The sequence below is a fragment of the Paraburkholderia largidicola genome, from assembly GCF_013426895.1.
Taxonomy (GTDB): Bacteria; Pseudomonadota; Gammaproteobacteria; order Burkholderiales; family Burkholderiaceae; genus Paraburkholderia; species Paraburkholderia largidicola.
The window spans coordinates 717194-736638 of the sequence record NZ_AP023174.1 but is presented as its reverse complement, the minus strand read 5'-3'; the positions used below and the strand labels follow the sequence as shown (position 1 = coordinate 736638).

General features: G+C 63.0%; 17 protein-coding genes. 7 read left to right on the top strand and 10 right to left on the bottom strand.

What is annotated here, in order from left to right; translation table 11 throughout:
* Positions 1-20: 20 nt before the first annotated feature.
* From PPGU16_RS03245 to PPGU16_RS03230, 4 genes are all read right to left on the bottom strand, one after another.
* Positions 21-971 carry a branched-chain amino acid ABC transporter permease gene (locus PPGU16_RS03245; RefSeq protein WP_180721685.1) on the bottom strand — a complete coding sequence of 317 codons (951 nt, stop codon included), beginning with the start codon at positions 969-971 and terminating at the stop codon, positions 21-23.
* 228 nt (positions 972-1199) lie between these two features.
* A complete protein-coding gene (locus PPGU16_RS03240) occupies positions 1200-2402 on the bottom strand; it encodes a branched-chain amino acid ABC transporter substrate-binding protein (RefSeq protein WP_180721684.1) in 1203 nt (400 codons plus the stop codon).
* A gap of 539 nt (positions 2403-2941) precedes the next feature.
* Positions 2942-3901 carry a 4-hydroxy-3-methylbut-2-enyl diphosphate reductase gene (gene ispH / locus PPGU16_RS03235; protein WP_180721683.1) on the bottom strand — a complete coding sequence of 320 codons (960 nt, stop codon included), beginning with the start codon at positions 3899-3901 and terminating at the stop codon, positions 2942-2944.
* 2 nt (positions 3902-3903) lie between these two features.
* Positions 3904-4359 (bottom strand): FKBP-type peptidyl-prolyl cis-trans isomerase, encoded by a 456-nt coding sequence (locus PPGU16_RS03230; RefSeq protein ID WP_035987541.1) that lies wholly within the window; start codon positions 4357-4359, stop codon positions 3904-3906.
* Between the two features lie 187 nt (positions 4360-4546).
* Between PPGU16_RS03230 and radC the strand changes: the two genes are divergently transcribed.
* The 4 genes from radC to nadB all read left to right on the top strand — a co-directional run bounded on the left by radC (position 4547) and on the right by nadB (position 7781).
* Entirely contained in the window at positions 4547-5275 is a 729-nt protein-coding gene (radC, locus tag PPGU16_RS03225) for a RadC family protein (RefSeq protein ID WP_180721682.1), read from the top strand.
* A 259-nt stretch (positions 5276-5534) separates the two neighbouring features.
* Positions 5535-5768 (top strand): 50S ribosomal protein L28, encoded by a 234-nt coding sequence (gene rpmB / locus PPGU16_RS03220; protein ID WP_007586227.1) that lies wholly within the window; start codon positions 5535-5537, stop codon positions 5766-5768.
* Positions 5769-5778: 10 nt separating this feature from the next.
* Positions 5779-5946, top strand: coding sequence for a 50S ribosomal protein L33 (rpmG, locus tag PPGU16_RS03215; protein ID WP_007586229.1), 168 nt, complete (start codon positions 5779-5781; stop codon positions 5944-5946).
* A gap of 236 nt (positions 5947-6182) precedes the next feature.
* Entirely contained in the window at positions 6183-7781 is a 1599-nt protein-coding gene (nadB, locus tag PPGU16_RS03210; RefSeq protein WP_180721681.1) for an L-aspartate oxidase, read from the top strand.
* Between the two features lie 81 nt (positions 7782-7862).
* Here nadB and nadC read toward each other — a convergent pair whose 3' ends face one another.
* The 6 genes from nadC to purN all read right to left on the bottom strand — a co-directional run bounded on the left by nadC (position 7863) and on the right by purN (position 14792).
* Positions 7863-8765, bottom strand: a complete 903-nt coding sequence (gene nadC, locus PPGU16_RS03205) for a carboxylating nicotinate-nucleotide diphosphorylase (protein ID WP_180721680.1) — start codon at positions 8763-8765, stop codon at positions 7863-7865.
* On the bottom strand, positions 8765-9895 hold the full coding sequence (nadA, locus tag PPGU16_RS03200; protein ID WP_180721679.1) for a quinolinate synthase NadA: 1131 nt from the start codon (positions 9893-9895) through the stop codon (positions 8765-8767). Before nadA ends, nadC begins: the two co-directional genes overlap by 1 nt.
* 117 nt (positions 9896-10012) lie before the next feature.
* Positions 10013-11209, bottom strand: coding sequence for a DesA family fatty acid desaturase (locus PPGU16_RS03195; RefSeq protein ID WP_180721678.1), 1197 nt, complete (start codon positions 11207-11209; stop codon positions 10013-10015).
* Between the two features lie 207 nt (positions 11210-11416).
* Complete coding sequence (locus tag PPGU16_RS03190; protein ID WP_180721677.1) at positions 11417-12772, bottom strand: mechanosensitive ion channel family protein; 1356 nt, start codon at positions 12770-12772, stop codon at positions 11417-11419.
* A 98-nt stretch (positions 12773-12870) separates the two neighbouring features.
* Entirely contained in the window at positions 12871-14130 is a 1260-nt protein-coding gene (locus PPGU16_RS03185; protein ID WP_180721676.1) for an RsmB/NOP family class I SAM-dependent RNA methyltransferase, read from the bottom strand.
* The gene (purN, locus tag PPGU16_RS03180) at positions 14127-14792 is read right to left on the bottom strand and encodes a phosphoribosylglycinamide formyltransferase (RefSeq protein WP_180721675.1); all 666 of its coding nucleotides are present in this window, start codon (positions 14790-14792) and stop codon (positions 14127-14129) included. The genes PPGU16_RS03185 and purN overlap by 4 nt, the downstream gene beginning before the upstream one ends.
* Positions 14793-14910: 118 nt before the next feature.
* Here purN and PPGU16_RS03175 point away from each other — a divergent pair, with 118 nt between their 5' ends.
* The 3 genes from PPGU16_RS03175 (at position 14911) to lspA (ending at position 19417) form a co-directional block, all read left to right on the top strand.
* Positions 14911-15903 (top strand): bifunctional riboflavin kinase/FAD synthetase, encoded by a 993-nt coding sequence (locus PPGU16_RS03175; RefSeq protein ID WP_180721674.1) that lies wholly within the window; start codon positions 14911-14913, stop codon positions 15901-15903.
* 176 nt (positions 15904-16079) lie between these two features.
* Entirely contained in the window at positions 16080-18917 is a 2838-nt protein-coding gene (gene ileS, locus PPGU16_RS03170; RefSeq protein WP_180721673.1) for an isoleucine--tRNA ligase, read from the top strand.
* Positions 18917-19417 carry a signal peptidase II gene (gene lspA, locus PPGU16_RS03165; RefSeq protein ID WP_180721672.1) on the top strand — a complete coding sequence of 167 codons (501 nt, stop codon included), beginning with the start codon at positions 18917-18919 and terminating at the stop codon, positions 19415-19417. Before ileS ends, lspA begins: the two co-directional genes overlap by 1 nt.
* The last annotated feature ends 28 nt before the right edge of the window (positions 19418-19445 follow it).

The window sequence follows — 19445 nt, the reverse complement described above, 5'->3', positions numbered from 1 at the left end:
GCTCCTTTCCCTAGCGCACCTTAAGCGCGGTCCGCGACACGTTCGCCAAGCAGGCCCGACGGACGGAACACCAGCACGATGATCAGCACGATGAATGCGAACACGTCCTGGTAGTTACTGCCGAACACGCCACCCGTGAGGTTGCCGATATAACCGGCGCCCAGCTGTTCGATCAGACCGAGAATCACGCCGCCCACCATGGCGCCGCCGAGATTGCCGATACCGCCGAGCACGGCCGCCGTGAACGCCTTCAGGCCGGGAATGAAGCCCATGTAGAAGTGCGCGTTGCCGTATTCCGACGCGATCATCACGCCTGCCAGCGCTGCGAGCGCCGAGCCGATCATGAACGTCGCCGAGATCACGAAGTTCGGGTTCACGCCCATCAGCGAGGCGACGCCCGGGTTCTCGGCGATCGCGCGCATCGCGCGGCCAAGCTTCGTCTTGTGTACGAGGAGCAGCAGACCCGCCATCACGAGGAACGCGACGACGATGATCACGATTTCAGTCATCGAGATCACGGCGCCCGGCGTCGTATCGGTGGCCTTGATCACGTTCAAGGGGTCCGTCGGCAGCAACTGCGGGAACGGCAGCGGGTTGCGCGACCAGATCATCATCGCGAGCGTCTGCAGCAGGATCGACACGCCGATCGCGGTGATCAGCGGCGCGAGACGCGGCGCCTTGCGCAGCGGCCGGTATGCCACCCGCTCGATCGTGTAGCCCACCACCGCGCAGACGACGGCCGCTATGACCAGCGCGATACATAGCGTCGGTATATTGCCGAGACCGGGGAAGTGGTTCTGCAACACGCCGATGGCCGAGAGCGCGACCATCGCGCCCACCATCAGCACGTCGCCGTGCGCGAAGTTGATGATGCCGAGAATGCCGTACACCATCGTGTAGCCCAGTGCGATGATGGCGTAGACGCTGCCAAGCACCAGTCCGTTGATGACCTGCTGGATGAAAATATCCATTTAATGCTCCTTAGCCCGTGCGACTGGATTCGCGCTCTCCATCTGCCGGTTGGCACTGATGCTTCACGCAAATCGCAACGGCACTGCGGGTACTGATGTAAAAGACCGGTAAGGGTTATCTTCGCCGAGCGTCTGTAGCCACTGGGTTGCAGCGGCCCGCGCGCTCGACGCGGATGCAAAAACGGCACCGTCGGATGGTCCGGTGCCGTCAGGCTGTACGTCCCGTCATTACATCTTCACGACGTCGAGGACCGCTTTCTTGCCGTCCTTGAAGTCGTAAAGCGTAATCGCGCCTTCCTTCAGGTCGCCCTTGTCGTCGAATGCGATGTGACCGATTACACCTGTGTAGTCAGTCGAAGGCATCGCAGCGAGCACCTTGGGCGGCTCGATCGAATTGGCGCGCTTCATTGCATCGACGATCACGTATACAGCGTCATACGTGAACGGCGCGTAAATCTGCACCGGCGTGTGGAAGCGTGCGTCGTACTTCTTTTCGAAGTCCGCTCCCCTTTCCATCTTCGAAAGCGCAAGTCCTGCTTCCGAACACACGAGGTTCTGAACGGCACTGCCCGCCAGTTCCCCCACCTTGTCGGTGCACACGCCGTCGCCGCCAAGGATTTTTGCCCTGATTCCGAGCGCCGCTGCCTGTTTCGTGAACGGCCCGCCCGTTGCATCCATGCCGCCGAACATGATGGCGTCCGGCTGGGCACTTTTAATCTTTGTGAGGATGGCCCGGAAATCCGTGGCCCGGTCATTGGTCGCCTCGCGCGCAACGATCTTTGCGCCGCCCGCTTCCGCCGTCTTCGCGAATTCGTCAGCAAGACCCTTGCCATAGGCAGTCGCGTCGTCGACAACGGCGATCCGCTTCGCGCCGAGTGACTTCGTCGCGTAGTTCGCCAGCGCCGGACCTTGCTGCGCATCGGTCGCGACGACCCGGTAGGTCGTCTTGAAGCCCTGCTGCGTATAGGCCGGATTCGTCGAGGATGGCGAAATCTGCACAATGCCCGCGTCGCTATATATCTTCGAGGCCGGAATCGACACACCCGAATTCAGGTGCCCGACGACGGCAACGACATGATCGTCCACCAGCTTCTGCGCGACCTGGGTGCCCGTTTTCGGATCGCCCGCGTCATCCTGTGCGTCGAGTTGCAGCTGGATCTTGCGGCCGTCGATGGTCAACCCCTGCGTATTGATCTCTTCAATAGCGAGACGCGCCCCGTTTTCGTTGTCCTTCCCCAGATGTGCAATGCCGCCCGTCAATGGGGCCGCATGACCGATCTTCACGACAGTCACTTCGCTTGCGCTCGCCGCCGACGCTGCCACCGCTGCCGACGCACTCTTGTCCGCCTCGCCTTCGTTCTTTTTGCTGCACGCGGTCAACATCGCAACCGCGGCCGCGATGGACACGGCACAAGCAAACTTGACTCGCATTAAATAGGTCTCCTGCGCCTTGCTAAATCTGGCGTTCCGAGGCGCTCAAGCCCTGAGAACGCGCGCATTGTAACTCCAATTTTGCGACGGGCAATATTGTTGGAAGCGCAGGGTTTTCCTGCATTGCAACCGTGCTGCGAGGCCTTCACCGGCCGATCATCGCAACCTGGTTGCGCCAGTTTTTCGTGCATCAGTTGCACCACCGCTGACGCCCTGCAGCACCAGATGTTGCAGCGATCTCGCTGCGAGCCCGATGCTGCGGACGTCGGCACATCGATCCGCCTCGATATTATGTTAGTCCTCAAATGCACCGTATTTGTGCGCTTGTTCGCGGATCAACGCAATTGTCTGGTGAAAAACGGGGCGCGATCGACTCCATGCACCCAAATTACGCCCCGAAAAACAAAAAGAATGTTCGCCCCGACACCGTCCCTCGTTTGTTTTCCGGTGATATGGCACCGTTTTTCGGGCGTTTTCCAATGCGCACAGGCAATAAAAAAGCGCGCCCGTGGCGCGCTTTTTCGATTGGGGACAGGTCTTCAGGCGGGCAAACCGAGCCCGCGTGGCAGCGGAAACGCAATGTTTTCCTCGATGCCGTCCAGCGCGCGCACGTTGCGCACGCCCAGCTCGCGCAGACGGGCGATCACGGCCTGAGCGAGCGCCTCCGGCGCCGAAGCGCCCGCCGTCACGCCGATGCGGCGCTTGTCGGCAACCCACGCGGGATCGATCTGGTCCGGCGAATCGACCATATAGGAAGGCACGCCGAGCTTTTCGGCCAGTTCGCGCAGCCGGTTGGAGTTCGAGCTGTTCGGGCTTCCGACGACGATCACCACATCGCACTGCGGCGCCATGAACTTGACGGCGTCCTGGCGGTTTTGCGTCGCGTAGCAGATGTCCTGCTTTTTCGGTTCCTTGACGTTCGGATACTTCGCCTTCAGCGCAGCGATGATCTGCGCGGCGTCGTCCACGGACAGCGTGGTTTGCGTCACGTACGCGATGCGGTCAGGATCGGCGAGTTGCAGCGCCTGCACGTCCTCGATATCTTCGACGAGATACATGCCCTGGGCCGTCTGCCCCATCGTTCCTTCGACTTCAGGGTGACCCTTGTGGCCGATCATCACGATGTCGAAGCCTTCCGCGCGCATCTTCGCGACTTCGATGTGCACCTTGGTGACGAGCGGACACGTCGCGTCGTACACGCGCAGGCCGCGCTCGTCGGCTTCGGCGCGCACCGCCTTCGACACGCCATGCGCGCTGAAGATCACCGTGCTGCCCGCCGGCACTTCTTCGAGTTGCTCGATGAAGATCGCGCCCTTCTTGCGCAGATCTTCGACGACATACGCGTTATGAACGATTTCGTGACGCACGTAGATCGGCGAACCGTACAGCTTGATAGCGCGTTCGACGATCTCGATCGCCCGATCGACGCCGGCGCAGAATCCGCGCGGCTGCGCAAGCAGGATTTCAGCTTCGACGAGAGTCGTGTCCGTGATGCTCATGTTTACAGGATCCCGATGATTTTGACTTCGAACGTCAGCGCCTGGCCGGCGAGCGGATGGTTGAAATCGAAGAGCGCCGAGGTTTCACCCACTTCCTTCAGCACGCCGGCGTAGCGGCCACCGCCCGGCGCATTGAATTCGACGAGATCGCCGGGAGAAAAATCCTCGCCGATCATGGCATTTTCGCGCAGCGTGGCCAGCGACACGCGCTGGATCAGCTCCGGGTTGCGCGGGCCGAATCCCTGACCCGGCTCTAGCTGAAAGGTCGAATGGTGGCCCACCTTCAATCCCAGCAGAATATCTTCCAGCGGCGGCGCCAGTTGGCCCGCGCCCAGCAGCAGCGTAGCGGGTTTGTCGTTGAAAGTGCTGACGATCTCGGCGCCATCGGCAAGCGAAAGCCGGTAGTGAAGTGTGACGTGCGAACCGGGTTTCACTTCGGAGATGTCGATGATGCTCATGCGGTACTCGTTCGGTCGTGGCGCGCGGCGCACAGCCGCGGCGCGGGTCGCGCGCATGGCGGGCCCGTGCCATGCCCGGGGGCGCCGTGCGCAAAGGATCTATTGTAAGCCACATATCCCGAGCCGGCTGGAACGTTGCTGCGCGACGCGGCGTCGCCGCCTCATCCGAACTTCGAAGGACATTGCCATGAACGACACGATAGCTGTACCGCTCACCTCAGCGGAAAAGTCCCTGATCCGCCATCCGCCCGCCACGTGGCCAACGCGCGACATGCCGCGCGAGCGGCTGCTCGAGGCCGGTCCCGCGGCGTTGTCGGACACCGAACTGGTCGCGCTCGTGCTGGGCTCCGGGCTGCCCGGCCACAATGTCTTCGACGTCGCGCGCTCGCTGTTACACCGCTTCGGCTCGTTGCGCGCGATGCTCGACACGGCGCCCGAAGACTTCGACGGCGTGCGCGGCGTCGGTCCGGCAAAGCGCGCGCAACTGCTGGCAATCATGGAAATGGCACGGCGCGCGCTCTCGGAAAAGATGCGAGAGCGTCCGCTGATCGATTCGCCCGAAGCCGTCGAAGACTATCTTCGACTGTTGATCGGCTCGCGGCCTTACGAGGTCTTCATCTGCCTGTTCCTGGACACCCGCCATCGGCTGATCCGTTCGGAAGAAAACTCGCGCGGCTCGCTCACGCGCATGGCTGTGTATCCGCGCGAGATCGTGCGGCGCACGCTGTCGGTCAACGCGGCGAGCCTGATCGTGGCGCATAATCACCCGTCCGGCGCCGTCAAGCCGAGCGCCAGCGACCGCCAGCTCACGCGCGTGCTGCGCGACACGCTGGCGCTGATCGACGTGCAACTGATCGACCATCTTGTGATTGGCGCGAACGAGACATTTTCTTTCGCCCGCGCGGGCTGGCCGTGAGCCGCCGCGCATAGCGGGACAACGGGAAAGCGCGTGGACACCGCCGTTGCGCGTCTGCCTTGCCCGTCGCAAATAAGGTTTGATATTTCGGCTCTTTTTCTGCTAGAATTTCGGTTTGCCTCTTTCCAACCCCTGTTCCGAAGCCTCAAGGCTTTTCCGGAAAGCAAGTGATTCAAGTCGGCTACGGCTCGGTCCTTATGTTTTCCCGGGAAACTTCACGGCGTTCCGAACTCAGAATTAGCGTATTAGGAGTGCTCTCATGGCACGCGTATGCCAAGTAACTGGGAAAGCGCCGATGAGCGGCAACAACGTTTCCCACGCGAACAACAAGACCAAGCGTCGTTTTCTCCCGAACCTGCAGAACCGCCGTTTCTGGGTCGAAAGCGAAAACCGTTGGGTGCGCCTGCGCGTCTCGAACGCCGGTCTGCGCCTGATCGACAAGAACGGTATCGACACTGTGCTCGCTGACCTGCGCGCACGTGGCGAAGCCTAAGGAGTAAATCATGGCCAAGGGCGCACGCGACAAGATCAAGCTGGAATCGACCGCTGGTACGGGTCACTTCTACACGACCACGAAGAACAAGCGCAACATGCCGGAAAAGATGGAGATCATGAAGTTCGATCCCGTCGTCCGCAAGCATGTGGCGTACAAGGAAACGAAGATCAAGTAATCGGTCTTCTTCCTGTCGACAAAAAGCCTCGCTTCATGCGAGGCTTTTTGTTTTCCGGCGCCTGGATTGACGCCGGCCCTGCTCGCAATCCTCTCTTCTTCCGGCGCGCGCAACAGACTACGCCGTTCGGTCAGCTTTTCCTCGACGGTTTCAACGCGTATGCTGTTCGGTTTCCCAAATCGAACGGCCTTGGCGGCGCTCGCCGCACCGGCCGCGCAATACGACGGAGAGAGGAGATGAATTTCGATGTAGCGATTGTCGGCAGCGGCCTGGCCGGTTTGAGTGTCGCGCTGAATCTCGCGCAGACGCGGCGCGTCGCCGTGATCGCCAAGCGTTCGCTGACCGAGGGCGCCAGCGACTGGGCGCAAGGCGGTATCGCCGCCGTGCTCGATTCGGCGGATAGCGTCGAGAATCACGTCGACGACACGTTGATCGCCGGCGGCGGCTTGTGCGACGAAGCGGCGACGCGCTTTATCGTCGAACATGGCCGTGAGGCGATCCAGTGGCTGATCGATCAGGGCGTGCCGTTCACGAAGGACGACGCCGCGGAGCTCGGCTTCCACCTGACGCGTGAAGGCGGGCACAGCCATCGGCGGATCATCCACGCGGCCGACGCCACGGGCCACGCCGTCGTTGCGACGCTGAGCGAGCGCGTGCGGCAGCATCCGAATATCACACTGCTCGAAGATCACTACGCGATCGATCTGATCACCTCTGACCGTCTCGGCCTGCCGGGACGCCGCTGTCATGGCCTGTACGCGCTCGATATCGCGAGCGGCCGCACCGTCACGATCGAGGCGCCGCATACGGTGCTCGCGACGGGCGGCGCAGGCAAGGTCTACCTCTACACGACGAACCCCGACACCGCGACGGGCGACGGCATCGCAATGGCATGGCGGGCCGGCTGCCGCGTGTCGAATATGGAGTTCATCCAGTTTCACCCGACATGTCTGTTTCACCCTTACGCCAAGTCCTTCCTGATCTCAGAGGCTGTGAGAGGAGAAGGCGGCATTCTTAAGCTGCCCGACGGCACGCGCTTTATGCCGGCTCACGACGAGCGCGCCGAACTGGCACCTCGCGATATCGTCGCGCGCGCGATCGACTTCGAGATCAAGAAGCGTGGCATCGACTGTGTGTATCTCGACATCAGCCATCAACCGCCGGAATTCCTGCGCGAACACTTCCCGACCATTCTTGCGCGCTGCCTGGAGTTCGGCATCGACATCACGAAAGAGCCGATTCCCGTCGTGCCCGCGGCGCACTACACGTGCGGCGGCGTCGTCACCGATCTCGCCGGACGCACCGATCTGACCGGGCTTTACGCAGTCGGCGAAACGTCGTGCACCGGCCTGCACGGCGCGAACCGGCTTGCGAGCAACTCGCTGCTGGAGTGTCTCGTGATCGGCCGCTCGGCCGCGCAAGCGATCGAAGAAGAAGGTTTCGGCGCGGCCGTGCATGCGCCGCTGCCCGACTGGGACGAGAGCCGCGTGTCCGATCCCGACGAAGAAGTGGTCGTCGCGCACAACTGGGACGAACTGCGTCGCCTGATGTGGAATTACGTCGGCATCGTGCGCACGGACAAGCGTCTCGCTCGCGCGAAACATCGGCTGGCGCTGTTGCGCGACGAAATCCACGAGTACTACGCGAACTTCAAGGTGAGCCGCGATCTGCTCGAACTGCGCAATCTGGTCGACGTGGCGTCGCTGATCGTCGAAGGCGCACGTTCACGGCGCGAAAGCCGCGGGCTGCACTACAGCCGCGACTGGCCGAACGCGCTGCCCAAGGCTCTGCCGACCGTGCTTTCGCCGGAGCGCGTGCCGAACCGCAACGTGTAGCCGTCGCGAGCCGCGCATGAAAAAAGGCCATCGCCAGTCTCACTGGCGATGGCCTTTTGCTTGAGTCGTGTAACTGCTCGATTAGACGATACGCATCGAGAAATCCGTCGCCCGCACGTCCTTGGTCAACGACCCGACCGACACGCGATCGACACCCGTCTCGGCAATCTGCCGGATCGTGTCGAAGTTCACACCACCGGACACTTCGAGCACCGCGCGCCCAGCCGTGATACGCACGGCGTCGCGCATCATGTCGAAGGAGAAGTTGTCGAGCAGAATCGACTGCGCGCCATGCGCGAGCGCGGATTCCAGTTGTTCGAGCGTTTCGACTTCGATCTGGATCGACACGCCTGCATTCAGCGCGAGCGCCGCCTGCATCGCCGCGCCGACGCCGCCCGCCGCCGCGATGTGATTTTCCTTGATCAGAATGCCGTCGTAGAGCGCGAGACGCTGATTCGCGCCGCCGCCCACGCGCACCGCATACTTCTGCGCGAGACGCAGGCCGGGCAGCGTCTTGCGCGTGTCGAGCACGCGTGCACGGGTATGCGCGATCGCATCGGCGAACTTGCGCGTCGCGCTCGCTACGCCTGACAGCATCTGCAGGAAGTTGAGACCGTTGCGTTCAGCCGTCAGCAGCGAGCGAGCGGGGCCGCGCAGCGTGCAGACGACGGAATCCGCCGTCATGCTGTCGCCTTCGCGATAACGCCATTGCACGTCGATGCGTGGATCGACACGTCGCATCACTTCGTTGAACCACGGCACGCCGCACAGTACCGCCTTCTCGCGCACGATGATGCGCGCGTCGCGCATCTCGTCGGCGGGAACGAGCAGGCCCGTCAGGTCGCCACTGCCGACGTCTTCCGCAAGCGCATCGCCGACGTTGCGTGCGATCGCTGTAGCAAACGCTTCGCCGTACTGCGCTTCGATTTCCGCGAAGAGCGGCGACACCGCATCCTTCAACTCCAGTTGGTCGTTCGCGCCCATCAAGCGGCTCCAACGTTAGAGAACAGCGCCGTATCGCGCGCGAGATCGCCGCTCGCCTGCACGCGCTTCTTGTGACGCGCGGCGAAATCGAGCATCCGGTCGATCGGCAGACGCGCACGCTCGCCCAGCGACGGGTCGACGAAAATCTCGTTGTGGCCGCGCTCCAGCACATCCGCGAGATTGCGCAAGCCGTTCATCGCCATCCACGGACAATGCGCGCAACTCTTGCACGTCGCGCTGTTGCCGGCCGTCGGCGCTTCGATGAAGGTCTTGCCGGGCGCCGCGAGTTGCATCTTGTGCAGGATGCCGAGGTCCGTCGCGACGATGAAGTGCGTCGCGTTGCTGTTCTTCGCCGCGTCGATCAGTTGCGTCGTCGAGCCGACCACATCTGCCTGCGCAACGACGCTTTCCGGCGACTCCGGATGCACGAGCACTTTTGCGTCCGGATATTCGGCGCGCAGCAGATCGAGTTCGACGCCTTTGAATTCGTCATGGACCAGACACGAGCCCTGCCACAGCAGCATGTCGGCGCCCGTCTTCTTCTGGATATAGCTGCCCAGATGACGGTCCGGCGCCCAGATGATCTTTTCGCCGCGAGCGTGAAGATCAGCGACGATTTCCAGTCCAATCGACGACGTCACCATCCAGTCGGCTCGCGCCTTCACCGCGGCACTCGTATTCGCGTAGACGACGACGGTGCGGTCTGGATGCGCATCGCAGAAAGCGGAAAATTCATCGACAGGACAGCCGAGATCGAGCGAACAGGTCGCGTCCAGATCCGGCATCAGAATGCGCTTGTTCGGACTGAGAATCTTCGCGGTTTCGCCCATGAATCGCACGCCGGCAACGACCAGCGTCTGCGCGTCGTGATCGCGTCCGAAGCGGGCCATTTCAAGCGAATCGGCCACGCAGCCGCCCGTTTCGTCCGCCAGTTCCTGCAGTTCCGGATCGACGTAGTAGTGCGCGACGAGCACCGCCTTTTCACGCTTGAGCAAGCTGCGGATACGCTCCTTCAGCGCGAGCCGTTCCTGCGTCGACGGTGCGTCGGGCACCTTCGCCCAAGCCTGTCCCACACCGCAGACTGCGCCTTGCGGACGGTCGTACTCGACGCTCCTGATCGCCTGATTCATGATCTCCTCTGCCCTGCTGATTCTGCCGCCGACTGCCATTTCGGCGGCCCAAAAAGAAAAACCCCGCCAACGCGGGGTTTTGTGACGTAACGAAAGTTTAATAGATTTCGTCGCGTATCAGGCGTAGCGCCGCAGGCGCATCGCAAATTCCTGCAGGGCCTTGATGCCGCTTTGTTCAGCGCGGTGACACCAATCTTGCAATTGCACCAGCAGTTGTTCGCGCGATGCGTTGGAACGCTCCCACATCGCCGCGAGTTCGTTGCGCAGTTCGATATACGTACGCAATTTCTGGCTATTCGCGAAAATCTGCGGCAACTGGCGACGCTGCGGCTCGTCCAGACCTGCCTCTTCCTTGTGGAACCAGCCACGCGCGCCGCGCATGAGCTGATACTTCTCGCGCGCACCCACTTCCTTCAGATGCGCCAGTTCCTGACGGTACGCGCGCTTGATCGCCTTCGCGTAAGTCGCCATCACTTCATAGCGATTCGCGAGCACGGCTTGCAGCGTGTCCTGGTCGAGCACGAGCTTGCCCGTGGTCAGACGCGGCGTCGGCGCGATCTTCTTCACCTTCGCAAGACGGAACGCCGACATGATGCGGATGTACATCCAGCCGATATCGAACTCATACCACTTGTTCGACAGCTTCGCGGACGTTGCGTACGTGTGGTGATTGTTGTGCAGCTCTTCGCCGCCGATGATGATGCCCCACGGGATCAGGTTCGTGCTCGCATCCGCGGAGTTGAAGTTGCGATAACCCCAGAAGTGTCCGAGACCGTTGACGACACCCGCCGCCCAGAACGGAATCCAGATCATCTGCACGGCCCACACGCTCAGACCGACGATGCCGAACAGCGCGACGTCGACGACCATCATGATGCTCACGCCGAGGATCGGGTACTTCGTGTAGACGTTGCGCTCGATCCAGTCATTCGGCGTGCCGTGGCTGAACTTGCGCATCGTTTCTTCGTTCTTCGCTTCGGTGCGATACAGCTCCGCACCTTCGAGCAGCACCTTCCAGATGCCGCGCGTCTGCGGGCTGTGCGGATCTTCTTCCGTTTCGCACTTGGCGTGGTGCTTGCGGTGAATCGCAGCCCATTGACCCGTGAGCATGCCCGTGGTCATCCACAGCCAGAACCGGAAGAAGTGGCTGGCGACAGGATGCAGATCCAGTGCGCGGTGCGCCTGGCAGCGGTGCAGATAGACAGTGACGCCGATGATCGTCACGTGCGTGACGGCGAGCGTCCACAACACGATTTGCCACCACGAGAAACGCAGTGCACCGTGGGCAAGAAAATCAAGCAAGGAATTCAACAAGGCCATTTACCTAGGAACGGAGGACATTCGCAGAAGGATACAACGGCGGATGTCAAGAAAGTGAAAGCAACCAGTTATTTGAGACGATATTCTACGCGAACGGTTCCAAGTATCTGTAACAAATAAGGAATTTGTTGTGCCGCATCAACCTGTTGCTGTCGAAAAAGGGGCAAAACGGACGACAATGCCCCCCTGCAACGGCCCGTTTCAGGCGGCACTGCCGGATTCGGTCGCCGCATGTCCGGTCATCGTTACCGCCTGCGACATGATGTCGCGGGCGCCGGCGACGATGCGCACTTCGCGTTGCGCATACGGAATCGCGATGCCGTGCTCCGAAAATAGCCGCCAGATATTGCGATTCACGTTCGAGCGCACGCCGGATGTGCCCGTCGCCGCGTCCTGAATCCAGTAGCCGAGTTCGAGATTGATGCCGTCCGGCCCGAAGCCCGCCAGATAAGGCGTCGGCGCCGGATCCTGCAGGACCCGGTCGACTCCCTGAGTGGCCTCGACGAGCAGCGCCATCGCCTTTTCGACATCCGTCGAATACGAAATCTGCAGCGTCGCCTTCGCGTTGCCGCGCGTCAGGTATGACGATTGGTTTTGCACGACGTCGGTGATCAGCTTTTCGTTCGGCACCAGCGTTTCGATCCCGTCGAGTCCGCGCACCACCGTATAGCGCGTGCGGATCTGCGTGACCATGCCTTGCAGCCCGCTCACGTTGATGGTGTCGCCGATGCGCAGCGACCGGTCGATCAGGATGATGAATCCCGACACGTAATTGCTCGCGATCTTCTGCAAGCCGAAACCGAGGCCCACGCCGAGCGCGCCGCCGAATACGCCGAGCACCGTGATGTCGATGCCGACCAGCGACAGGCTGATCAGGACCGCCCCAAGTATCAGCAACGCGCGGCCGACGCGCGACAGCACCACTTTCAGGTTCGCGTCGAGCGCGCCCGAGCGCATCAGCCGGTCTTCGAGCGCCGCGCCGAGCCACATCGCGACGATCATCGTCACGCAGACCCACAGCAGCCCAGACAGCAGCGACAACAGCGTCACATGCGTGTTGGCGATCCTGAACTGCACGCTCGCCATCCACTTGAGCACGTCGTTCTGGATGCCCATCACGGTCAGCACCATGCCGACCCAGACGATCAGCGACACGACCTTTTCGACCAGCGACAACCAGGTGTGCGCGTTGCCGTCGCGCCCGAACACGCGCCGCGCGAGATAGAACACGATGTAGATCAGCCCGATGCCGAACAGCGGCACCAGCGCCAGATCGAGCAGCGACGTGTGGATGAACTGCCCGGCGATCGCCCGCGCGATCCACACGAGCACGCCGCCCAGCAGCGGAAAGAGCGCGCGGTTGAGCGCCTCGGCGCCGAACCGCAGCGCGCCGTAGCGGGTTTCGCGCTGCGCATCGAGCGCGCGGCGCGCGAGTCGGGCAAGCAGATACGCGAGCGCGAGCGTGCCGAGCAGCACGCCGACCTGCCACAAAATGACAGGCTGGCCGAAGTCGCGCACGACGTCGCCCAGCATGTGGAAGAAGAGATGGTTTTGCATGATGGTTCCAGCGGCTGGCGTTTCCAGCGGCCGGCGCGGCGCTTACGACGCGCGCGCCGGCCAGACCGAATCAAGCCCGGCCATTCGCGTGGCGGCCCTTAGCCGCGGCGCTCCAGCACGGCCGCGAAGAAGCCATCCGTCGCATGACGATGCGGCCAGAGCGACAGGTAGTCGCCCATTTCCAGTTCGATGCGCTGCTCGGCGAGCACGTCGCGCGCGGGCACGAGCGCGAAATCCGGGTGATCGGCGAGAAACTGCTGCACGACGCCTTCATTCTCCGCATCGAGGATACTGCACGTCGCGTAGACGAGACGGCCGCCCTTCTTCACCAGACGCGCAGCGCTCGTCAGGATGGACAACTGCTTCGGCGTCAGTTCGGCGATCGATTCCGGCGACTGGCGCCATTTCAGGTCGGGATTGCGCCGCAATGTGCCAAGGCCGCTGCACGGCGCATCGACCAGCACGCGGTCGATCTTGCCCGCGAGCCGCTTGATCTTCGCGTCGTGTTCGCTATCGATCAGCACCGGATTCACGTTCGACAGCCCGCTGCGCGCAAGGCGCGGCTTCAGCTTCGCGAGACGGCGGTCAGAGATGTCGAATGCATAGAGACGGCCCGTCGAGCGCATCATCGCGCCGAGCGCCAGCGTCTTGCCGCCCGCGCCCGCGCAGAAATCGACGATCATCTCGCCGCGCTTGGGCGCAACCAGCGAGCACAGCAGCTGGCTGCCCTCGTCCTGCACTTCGAGCCAGCCGTCCTGGAACGCGTCGAGCTTGGTGAGCGGCGGCTTGCCGACCACTCGAATGCCGAACGGCGCGAACGGCGTCGCGCCCGCCTCGATGCCCGCCTTCGACAGCGCGGACAGCACTTCGTCGCGGCTCGCCTTGATCGGGTTTGCGCGCAGATCGAGCGGGGCCGGGTAGTTCAACGAGGCGGCCAGGTGCGCGAGTTCTTCGGCTTCGAAGCGCTTGCTGAGCGCCTGGTAGATCCAGTCGGGCAGATTCAGACGGGTGCGCAACGGCAGGCTCTGCGGATCGATCTTCGCTACGTGCTCGAGCCACGCGTTCTCTGCGTCCGACATGAACGGCTTCAACGCCGTGCGGCCCGCCGTCTGCATCAGGCCGAGCAGCGTGAGGCGTCGGGCAGGACTGCCCGTGCCGCCTTCCGCCAGATGCGCGAACTCCATCCGGCGACGCAGCACCGCGAATACCGCTTCCGCGATCACGCCGCGCTCGCCGTGCCCGAGCTTCGGATGCGCGCGGAAAAAACGGCTGGTCGCGGCATCGGCGGGGCCGGTGAACTTGAGAACCTCGGCGAGCAGCGTCTCGGTTTGTCCAATCAGAAATCCATGCAGTTTCATTCGCCCTCCCTGGCGGTGTTCTGGCTTGTTGTGTCAAGGAAGAGCCATTGAGGCTCAGGTGGCGTCACGGTGACGCGCAGGCCGTCGACGGCAATACGCCCTTCGACGAACCAGCGCACTGCGCGCGGATAAATAACATGTTCGGTGTCGAGCACGCGCGCAGCGAGCGTCGCGGCATCGTCGCCGGCCAGCACGGGTACGGCCGACTGCAGCACGATCGGCCCGTGGTCGAGCGTCGGCGTGACGAAATGCACCGACGCGCCGTGCAGCCGCACGCCGGCGTCGAGCGCCTGCTGGTGCGTCTTGAGGCCCGGAAAGCTGGGCAGCAGCGACGGGTGCACGTTGATCATGCGCCCGGCATAACGGTTGACGAACGCGTCGGTCAGCACACGCATGAATCCGGCGAGCACGACGAGATCGGGCGCGAAACCGTCGATTTCGCGCGCAAGCGCGCCGTCGAAGCTTTCGCGGTCGTGAAACTCCCTGTGGTCGACAACGGCTGTGGCAATGCCTTGTGACGCCGCGAATGCAAGCCCCGCGGCATCAGGACGGTTGGCAATCACGGCGGCGATACGCGCCGGCCAGCCTTCGTTCGCGCACGCGCTGACGATGGCTTCCATGTTGCTGCCCCGTCCGGAAATCAGAATGACGAGATTTTTCATTTGCGGATTTTATCATTCGGCCAGGCCCCGATCCGCGCGCCGGCGCCGTGTGGCGTCCTGTGCGTTTATAATCGATTGCTTTGCGGCATCCGGCCCGCTCAAATCCTTCGCCTCTATCGTGAGAGTCTTCCGCGGTCTTCCCAATGCCGAGAGCCGTGCGCCCTGCGCACTGACCATCGGCAACTTCGACGGTGTCCACCGCGGGCATCAGGCGTTGCTTGCCCGCGTCCGCGCGGCCGCTGACGCGCGCGGCCTGCCCGTCTGCGTGATGACCTTCGAGCCGCATCCGCGCGAGTTCTTCAATCCCGCCAGCGCGCCGCCGCGCATCGCGATGCTGCGCGACAAGCTCGAAGCGCTGCGCATGAACGGCGTCGACCGCGTGGTCGTCGAGCATTTCAACCATACGTTCGCCAGCCAGTCGCCGGATACGTTCGTCGAGCGGATCATCGTCAACGGCCTGCATGCGCGCTGGGTGATGATCGGCGACGACTTCCGCTACGGCACGAAGCGCGCGGGTGATTTCAATTCGCTGAAGGCGGCGGGCGAGCAATACGGCTTCGAAGTCGAGCAGATGGCGACCGTCGCCGATCCGTCCGGCGCGCGCATTTCGAGTTCCGGCGTGCGCACCTCGCTGATCGCGGGCGACCTCGACGCGGCGCGGGCCGCGCTCGGTCGCGACTATCTGATCAGCGGCCACGTCGTGCATGGTCTGAAGCTCGGCCGCGACCTCGGTTTTCCCACGCTGAATCTGCCGATTGCGCACAAGCGTCCCGCGCTGTCGGGTATTTTCATCGTGCGCGTGCATGGCATCGCCGACCAGCCGCTGCCGGGCGTCGCAAGCCTCGGCTTGCGCCCCACGGTCGACGACTCCGGCCGCGTGTTGCTCGAAGTGCATCTGCTCGACTGGCATGGCGACGCGTACGGCAAGCTCGTGCGCGTCGAGTTTCTGAAGAAGCTGCGCGACGAAGAAAAATTCGTCGACCTCGAAACGCTGACGGCCGCGATCGCGCGCGACGTCACGAACGCCCGCGCATGGTTCGAGGCAATCGGCGACGCGCCGGGCAGCCGTTCCACTGGTTTCGCCACGTCGGCCACCGATCGAATTAGATGACCGTCGCGGTACGTGCGGAGCGCTTGCGCGAAGCACGTGCCGTCCGCCGCGCATCGACGGGCGCCGCACGCAGCATGTGCAACGGCACGCGTCGGGCGCGACGCGGGGCGCCGCATGGCGCCAATCTGGTCTTCGCGCATGCCGCGCCCTAACACCGTATTCACCGCTACCTCACCATGAGCAACAAGAAAGCCGATTCGAAACCGCAGGCCCGATATCCCGTCAACCTGCTCGACACGCCCTTCCCGATGCGCGGCGACCTGCCCAAGCGCGAGCCGCAATGGGTGAAGGACTGGCAGGAACAGAAGATCTACGAGAAGATCCGCGCCGCCTCGAAGGGCCGCAAGAAGTTCATCCTGCACGACGGCCCGCCGTATGCGAACGGCGACATCCACCTCGGTCACGCGGTGAACAAGATCCTCAAGGACATGATCGTCAAGGCGCGCAACATGGCCGGCTTCGACGCCGTCTATGTGCCGGGCTGGGACTGTCACGGCATGCCGATCGAAATCCAGATCGAAAAGCAGTTCGGCAAGTCGCTGCCCGCCGCCGAGGTGATGCAGAAGGCGCGCGCCTACGCGACCGAGCAGATCGAGAAGCAGAAAGCCGGCTTCCGCCGTCTGGGCGTGCTCGGCGACTGGGACAACCCGTACAAGACGATGAACTTCGCGAACGAGGCGGGCGAAATCCGCGCACTCGCGAAGATCATGGAAAAGGGCTACGTGTTCCGCGGCCTGAAGCCGGTGAACTGGTGCTTCGACTGCGGCTCGGCGCTGGCGGAAGCGGAAGTCGAGTACAAGGACAAGACCGATCCGACCATCGACGTGCTCTTCACGTTCGCCGAGCCCGAAAAGACCGCGCAGGCGTTCGGCCTTGCGTCGCTGCCGCGCAACGAAGGCGGCATCGTGATCTGGACGACCACGCCGTGGACGATCCCCGCGAACCAGGCGCTCAACGTGCATCCCGAGATCACGTACGCGCTCGTCGATACGCCGCGCGGCCTGCTGATCCTCGCCGAGGAGCGCGTCGAAGACTGCCTGAAGTCGTATGGTGTCGAAGGCAAGGTCATCGCGACGACGCCGGGCGCGAAGCTCGCTAACGTGCGCTTCACGCACCCGCTCGCGTCCGCGCATCCGTCGTACAAGCGCACCTCGCCCGTCTATCTCGGCGACTACGTGACGACGGAAACGGGCACGGGCATCGTGCACTCGTCGCCTGCGTATGGCGTCGAAGACTTCCTCTCGTGCAAGGCGCACGGCATGGCCGACTCGGACATCATCAGCCCGGTGATGGGCGATGGCCGCTATATCGAATCGCTCGCGCTGTTCGGCGGCCTGTCGATCTGGGACGCGAACCCGAAGATCGTCGAAGCGCTTGATGAAGCGGACACGCTGCTGCGCACGGAAAAATACCTGCACAGCTACATGCACTGCTGGCGCCACAAGACGCCGATCATCTATCGCGCCACGTCGCAGTGGTTCGCCGGCATGGACATCAAGCCGAACGACACCGACAAGACGCTGCGCGAGACGGCGCTCGAAGGCATCGAAGCGACGGCGTTCTACCCGTCGTGGGGCAAGCAGCGCCTGTTCTCGATGATCGCGAACCGTCCCGACTGGACGCTGTCGCGTCAGCGTCAATGGGGCGTGCCGATGGCGTTTTTCGTGCACAAGGAAACGGGCGAACTGCATCCGCGCACGCTGGAACTGCTCGAAGAAGTCGCGAAGCGCGTCGAAGTGTCGGGCATCGAAGCCTGGCAGACGCTCGATCCGCGCGAGCTGATCGGCGACGACGCGAACATGTACGAAAAGAACCGCGACACGCTCGACGTGTGGTTCGATTCGGGCACGACGCACTGGCACGTGCTGCGCGGCTCGCACAAGGACGAACTGCAGTTCCCGGCGGATCTGTATCTGGAAGGCTCGGACCAGCATCGCGGCTGGTTCCATTCGTCGCTGCTGACGGCCTCGATGCTCGACGGCCGCCCGCCGTACAACGCGCTGCTCACGCACGGCTTCACCGTCGACGGCGAAGGCCGCAAGATGTCGAAGTCGCTCGGCAACGGTATCGATCCGCATGAAGTCGCGAACCGTCTGGGCGCGGAAATCATCCGCCTGTGGATCGCCTCGACCGACTACTCGGGCGAACTCGCGATCTCCGAGGAAATCCTGAAGCGCGTGACGGAAAGCTATCGACGCATCCGCAACACGCTGCGCTTCCTGCTCGCGAACCTGTCGGATTTCGACTTCGAGAAGAACGCGCGCCCGGTTAGCGATTGGCTGGAGATCGACCGTTATGCGGTCGCGCTCACGGCCAACCTGCAAGCGGACATCCTGTCGAACTACGACAAGTACGAGTTCCACCCGGTCGTCGCGAAGCTGCAGACGTTCTGCTCGGAAGACCTCGGCGGCTTCTACCTCGACGTGCTGAAGGACCGCCTGTACACGACGGCGCCCGATTCGAACGCGCGCCGCTCGGCGCAGACTGCGCTGTATCACATCGCGCACGGCCTGCTGCGCCTGATGGCGCCGTTCATGTCGTTCACGGCCGAAGAAGCGTGGAAGGTGTTCCAGCCGAACAGCGAGACCATCTTCACGGAGACGTATCACGCCTATCCGGAAGTGCCGGACGCAGCGATGCTGCTCGACAAGTGGACGCTGCTGCGCGCGGTGCGCAGCGACGTGACGAAGGCGCTGGAAGAAGCCCGCGTCGCGAACCAGATCGGTTCGTCGCTGCAGGCGGAAGTCGAAATCCGCGCGAGCGGTGCGCGTCATGAAGCGCTCGCGAGCCTCGGTGCAGACCTCAAGTTCGTGCTGATCACCTCGGGTGCGACGGTCCTCAAGGTCGATAACGTCGAAGAGGAAGGCGTGGACGTGATCACCTCGAAGTACCTGAAGTGCGAACGCTGCTGGCACTATCGCAAGGAAGTCGGTGAAAACGCCGAACATCCCACGCTCTGCGGCCGCTGCATCAGCAATCTGTTCGGCAACGGCGAAACGAGGAGCGCGGCATAATGTCCAGAACGCTGTCGAAACCGGCGGGCGGATCGCTCGCGCCGTGGCTGGGCGTCGCGGTGATCGTGATCCTGTTCGACCAGTTGACGAAGATCGCGGTGGCGAAGGTGTTCGCGTACGGCTCGTCGCATGCCGTCACGCCGTTCTTCAACCTCGTGCTCGTCTACAACCGCGGCGCGGCGTTCAGCTTCCTCGCGATGGCAGGCGGCTGGCAGCGCTGGGCATTCACGGCGCTGGGCGTCGGCGCGGCGCTTTTGATCTGTTATCTGCTCAAGCGGCACGGCAATCAAAAGCTGTTCTGCGCTGCGCTCGCGCTGATCATGGGCGGCGCGATCGGCAACGTGATCGACCGGCTCGTGTACGGACACGTGATCGACTTCCTCGATTTCCATGTCGGCACGTGGCACTGGCCGGCGTTCAACCTCGCGGACAGCGCGATCACGATCGGCGCGGCGCTGCTGGTGTTCGACGAACTGCGGCGCGTGCGCGGCGCGCGCTGACATAACAACGGGCGGTGAGCGGCGCAGT

Coding starts and splice junctions, on each gene's coding strand:
- ispH (WP_180721683.1), bottom strand. CDS start 3,901: ATGAGCATCACGGACACGACTCTCGTCGAAGCTGAAATCCTGCTTGCG.
- PPGU16_RS03190 (WP_180721677.1), bottom strand. CDS start 12,772: ATGCAAAACCATCTCTTCTTCCACATGCTGGGCGACGTCGTGCGCGAC.
- lspA (WP_180721672.1), top strand. CDS start 18,917: ATGTCCAGAACGCTGTCGAAACCGGCGGGCGGATCGCTCGCGCCGTGG.
- PPGU16_RS03185 (WP_180721676.1), bottom strand. CDS start 14,130: ATGAAACTGCATGGATTTCTGATTGGACAAACCGAGACGCTGCTCGCC.
- rpmB (WP_007586227.1), top strand. CDS start 5,535: ATGGCACGCGTATGCCAAGTAACTGGGAAAGCGCCGATGAGCGGCAAC.
- ileS (WP_180721673.1), top strand. CDS start 16,080: ATGAGCAACAAGAAAGCCGATTCGAAACCGCAGGCCCGATATCCCGTC.
- PPGU16_RS03245 (WP_180721685.1), bottom strand. CDS start 971: ATGGATATTTTCATCCAGCAGGTCATCAACGGACTGGTGCTTGGCAGC.
- nadA (WP_180721679.1), bottom strand. CDS start 9,895: ATGAATCAGGCGATCAGGAGCGTCGAGTACGACCGTCCGCAAGGCGCA.
- purN (WP_180721675.1), bottom strand. CDS start 14,792: ATGAAAAATCTCGTCATTCTGATTTCCGGACGGGGCAGCAACATGGAA.
- nadB (WP_180721681.1), top strand. CDS start 6,183: ATGAATTTCGATGTAGCGATTGTCGGCAGCGGCCTGGCCGGTTTGAGT.
- radC (WP_180721682.1), top strand. CDS start 4,547: ATGAACGACACGATAGCTGTACCGCTCACCTCAGCGGAAAAGTCCCTG.
- PPGU16_RS03230 (WP_035987541.1), bottom strand. CDS start 4,359: ATGAGCATCATCGACATCTCCGAAGTGAAACCCGGTTCGCACGTCACA.
- rpmG (WP_007586229.1), top strand. CDS start 5,779: ATGGCCAAGGGCGCACGCGACAAGATCAAGCTGGAATCGACCGCTGGT.
- PPGU16_RS03240 (WP_180721684.1), bottom strand. CDS start 2,402: ATGCGAGTCAAGTTTGCTTGTGCCGTGTCCATCGCGGCCGCGGTTGCG.
- nadC (WP_180721680.1), bottom strand. CDS start 8,765: ATGGGCGCGAACGACCAACTGGAGTTGAAGGATGCGGTGTCGCCGCTC.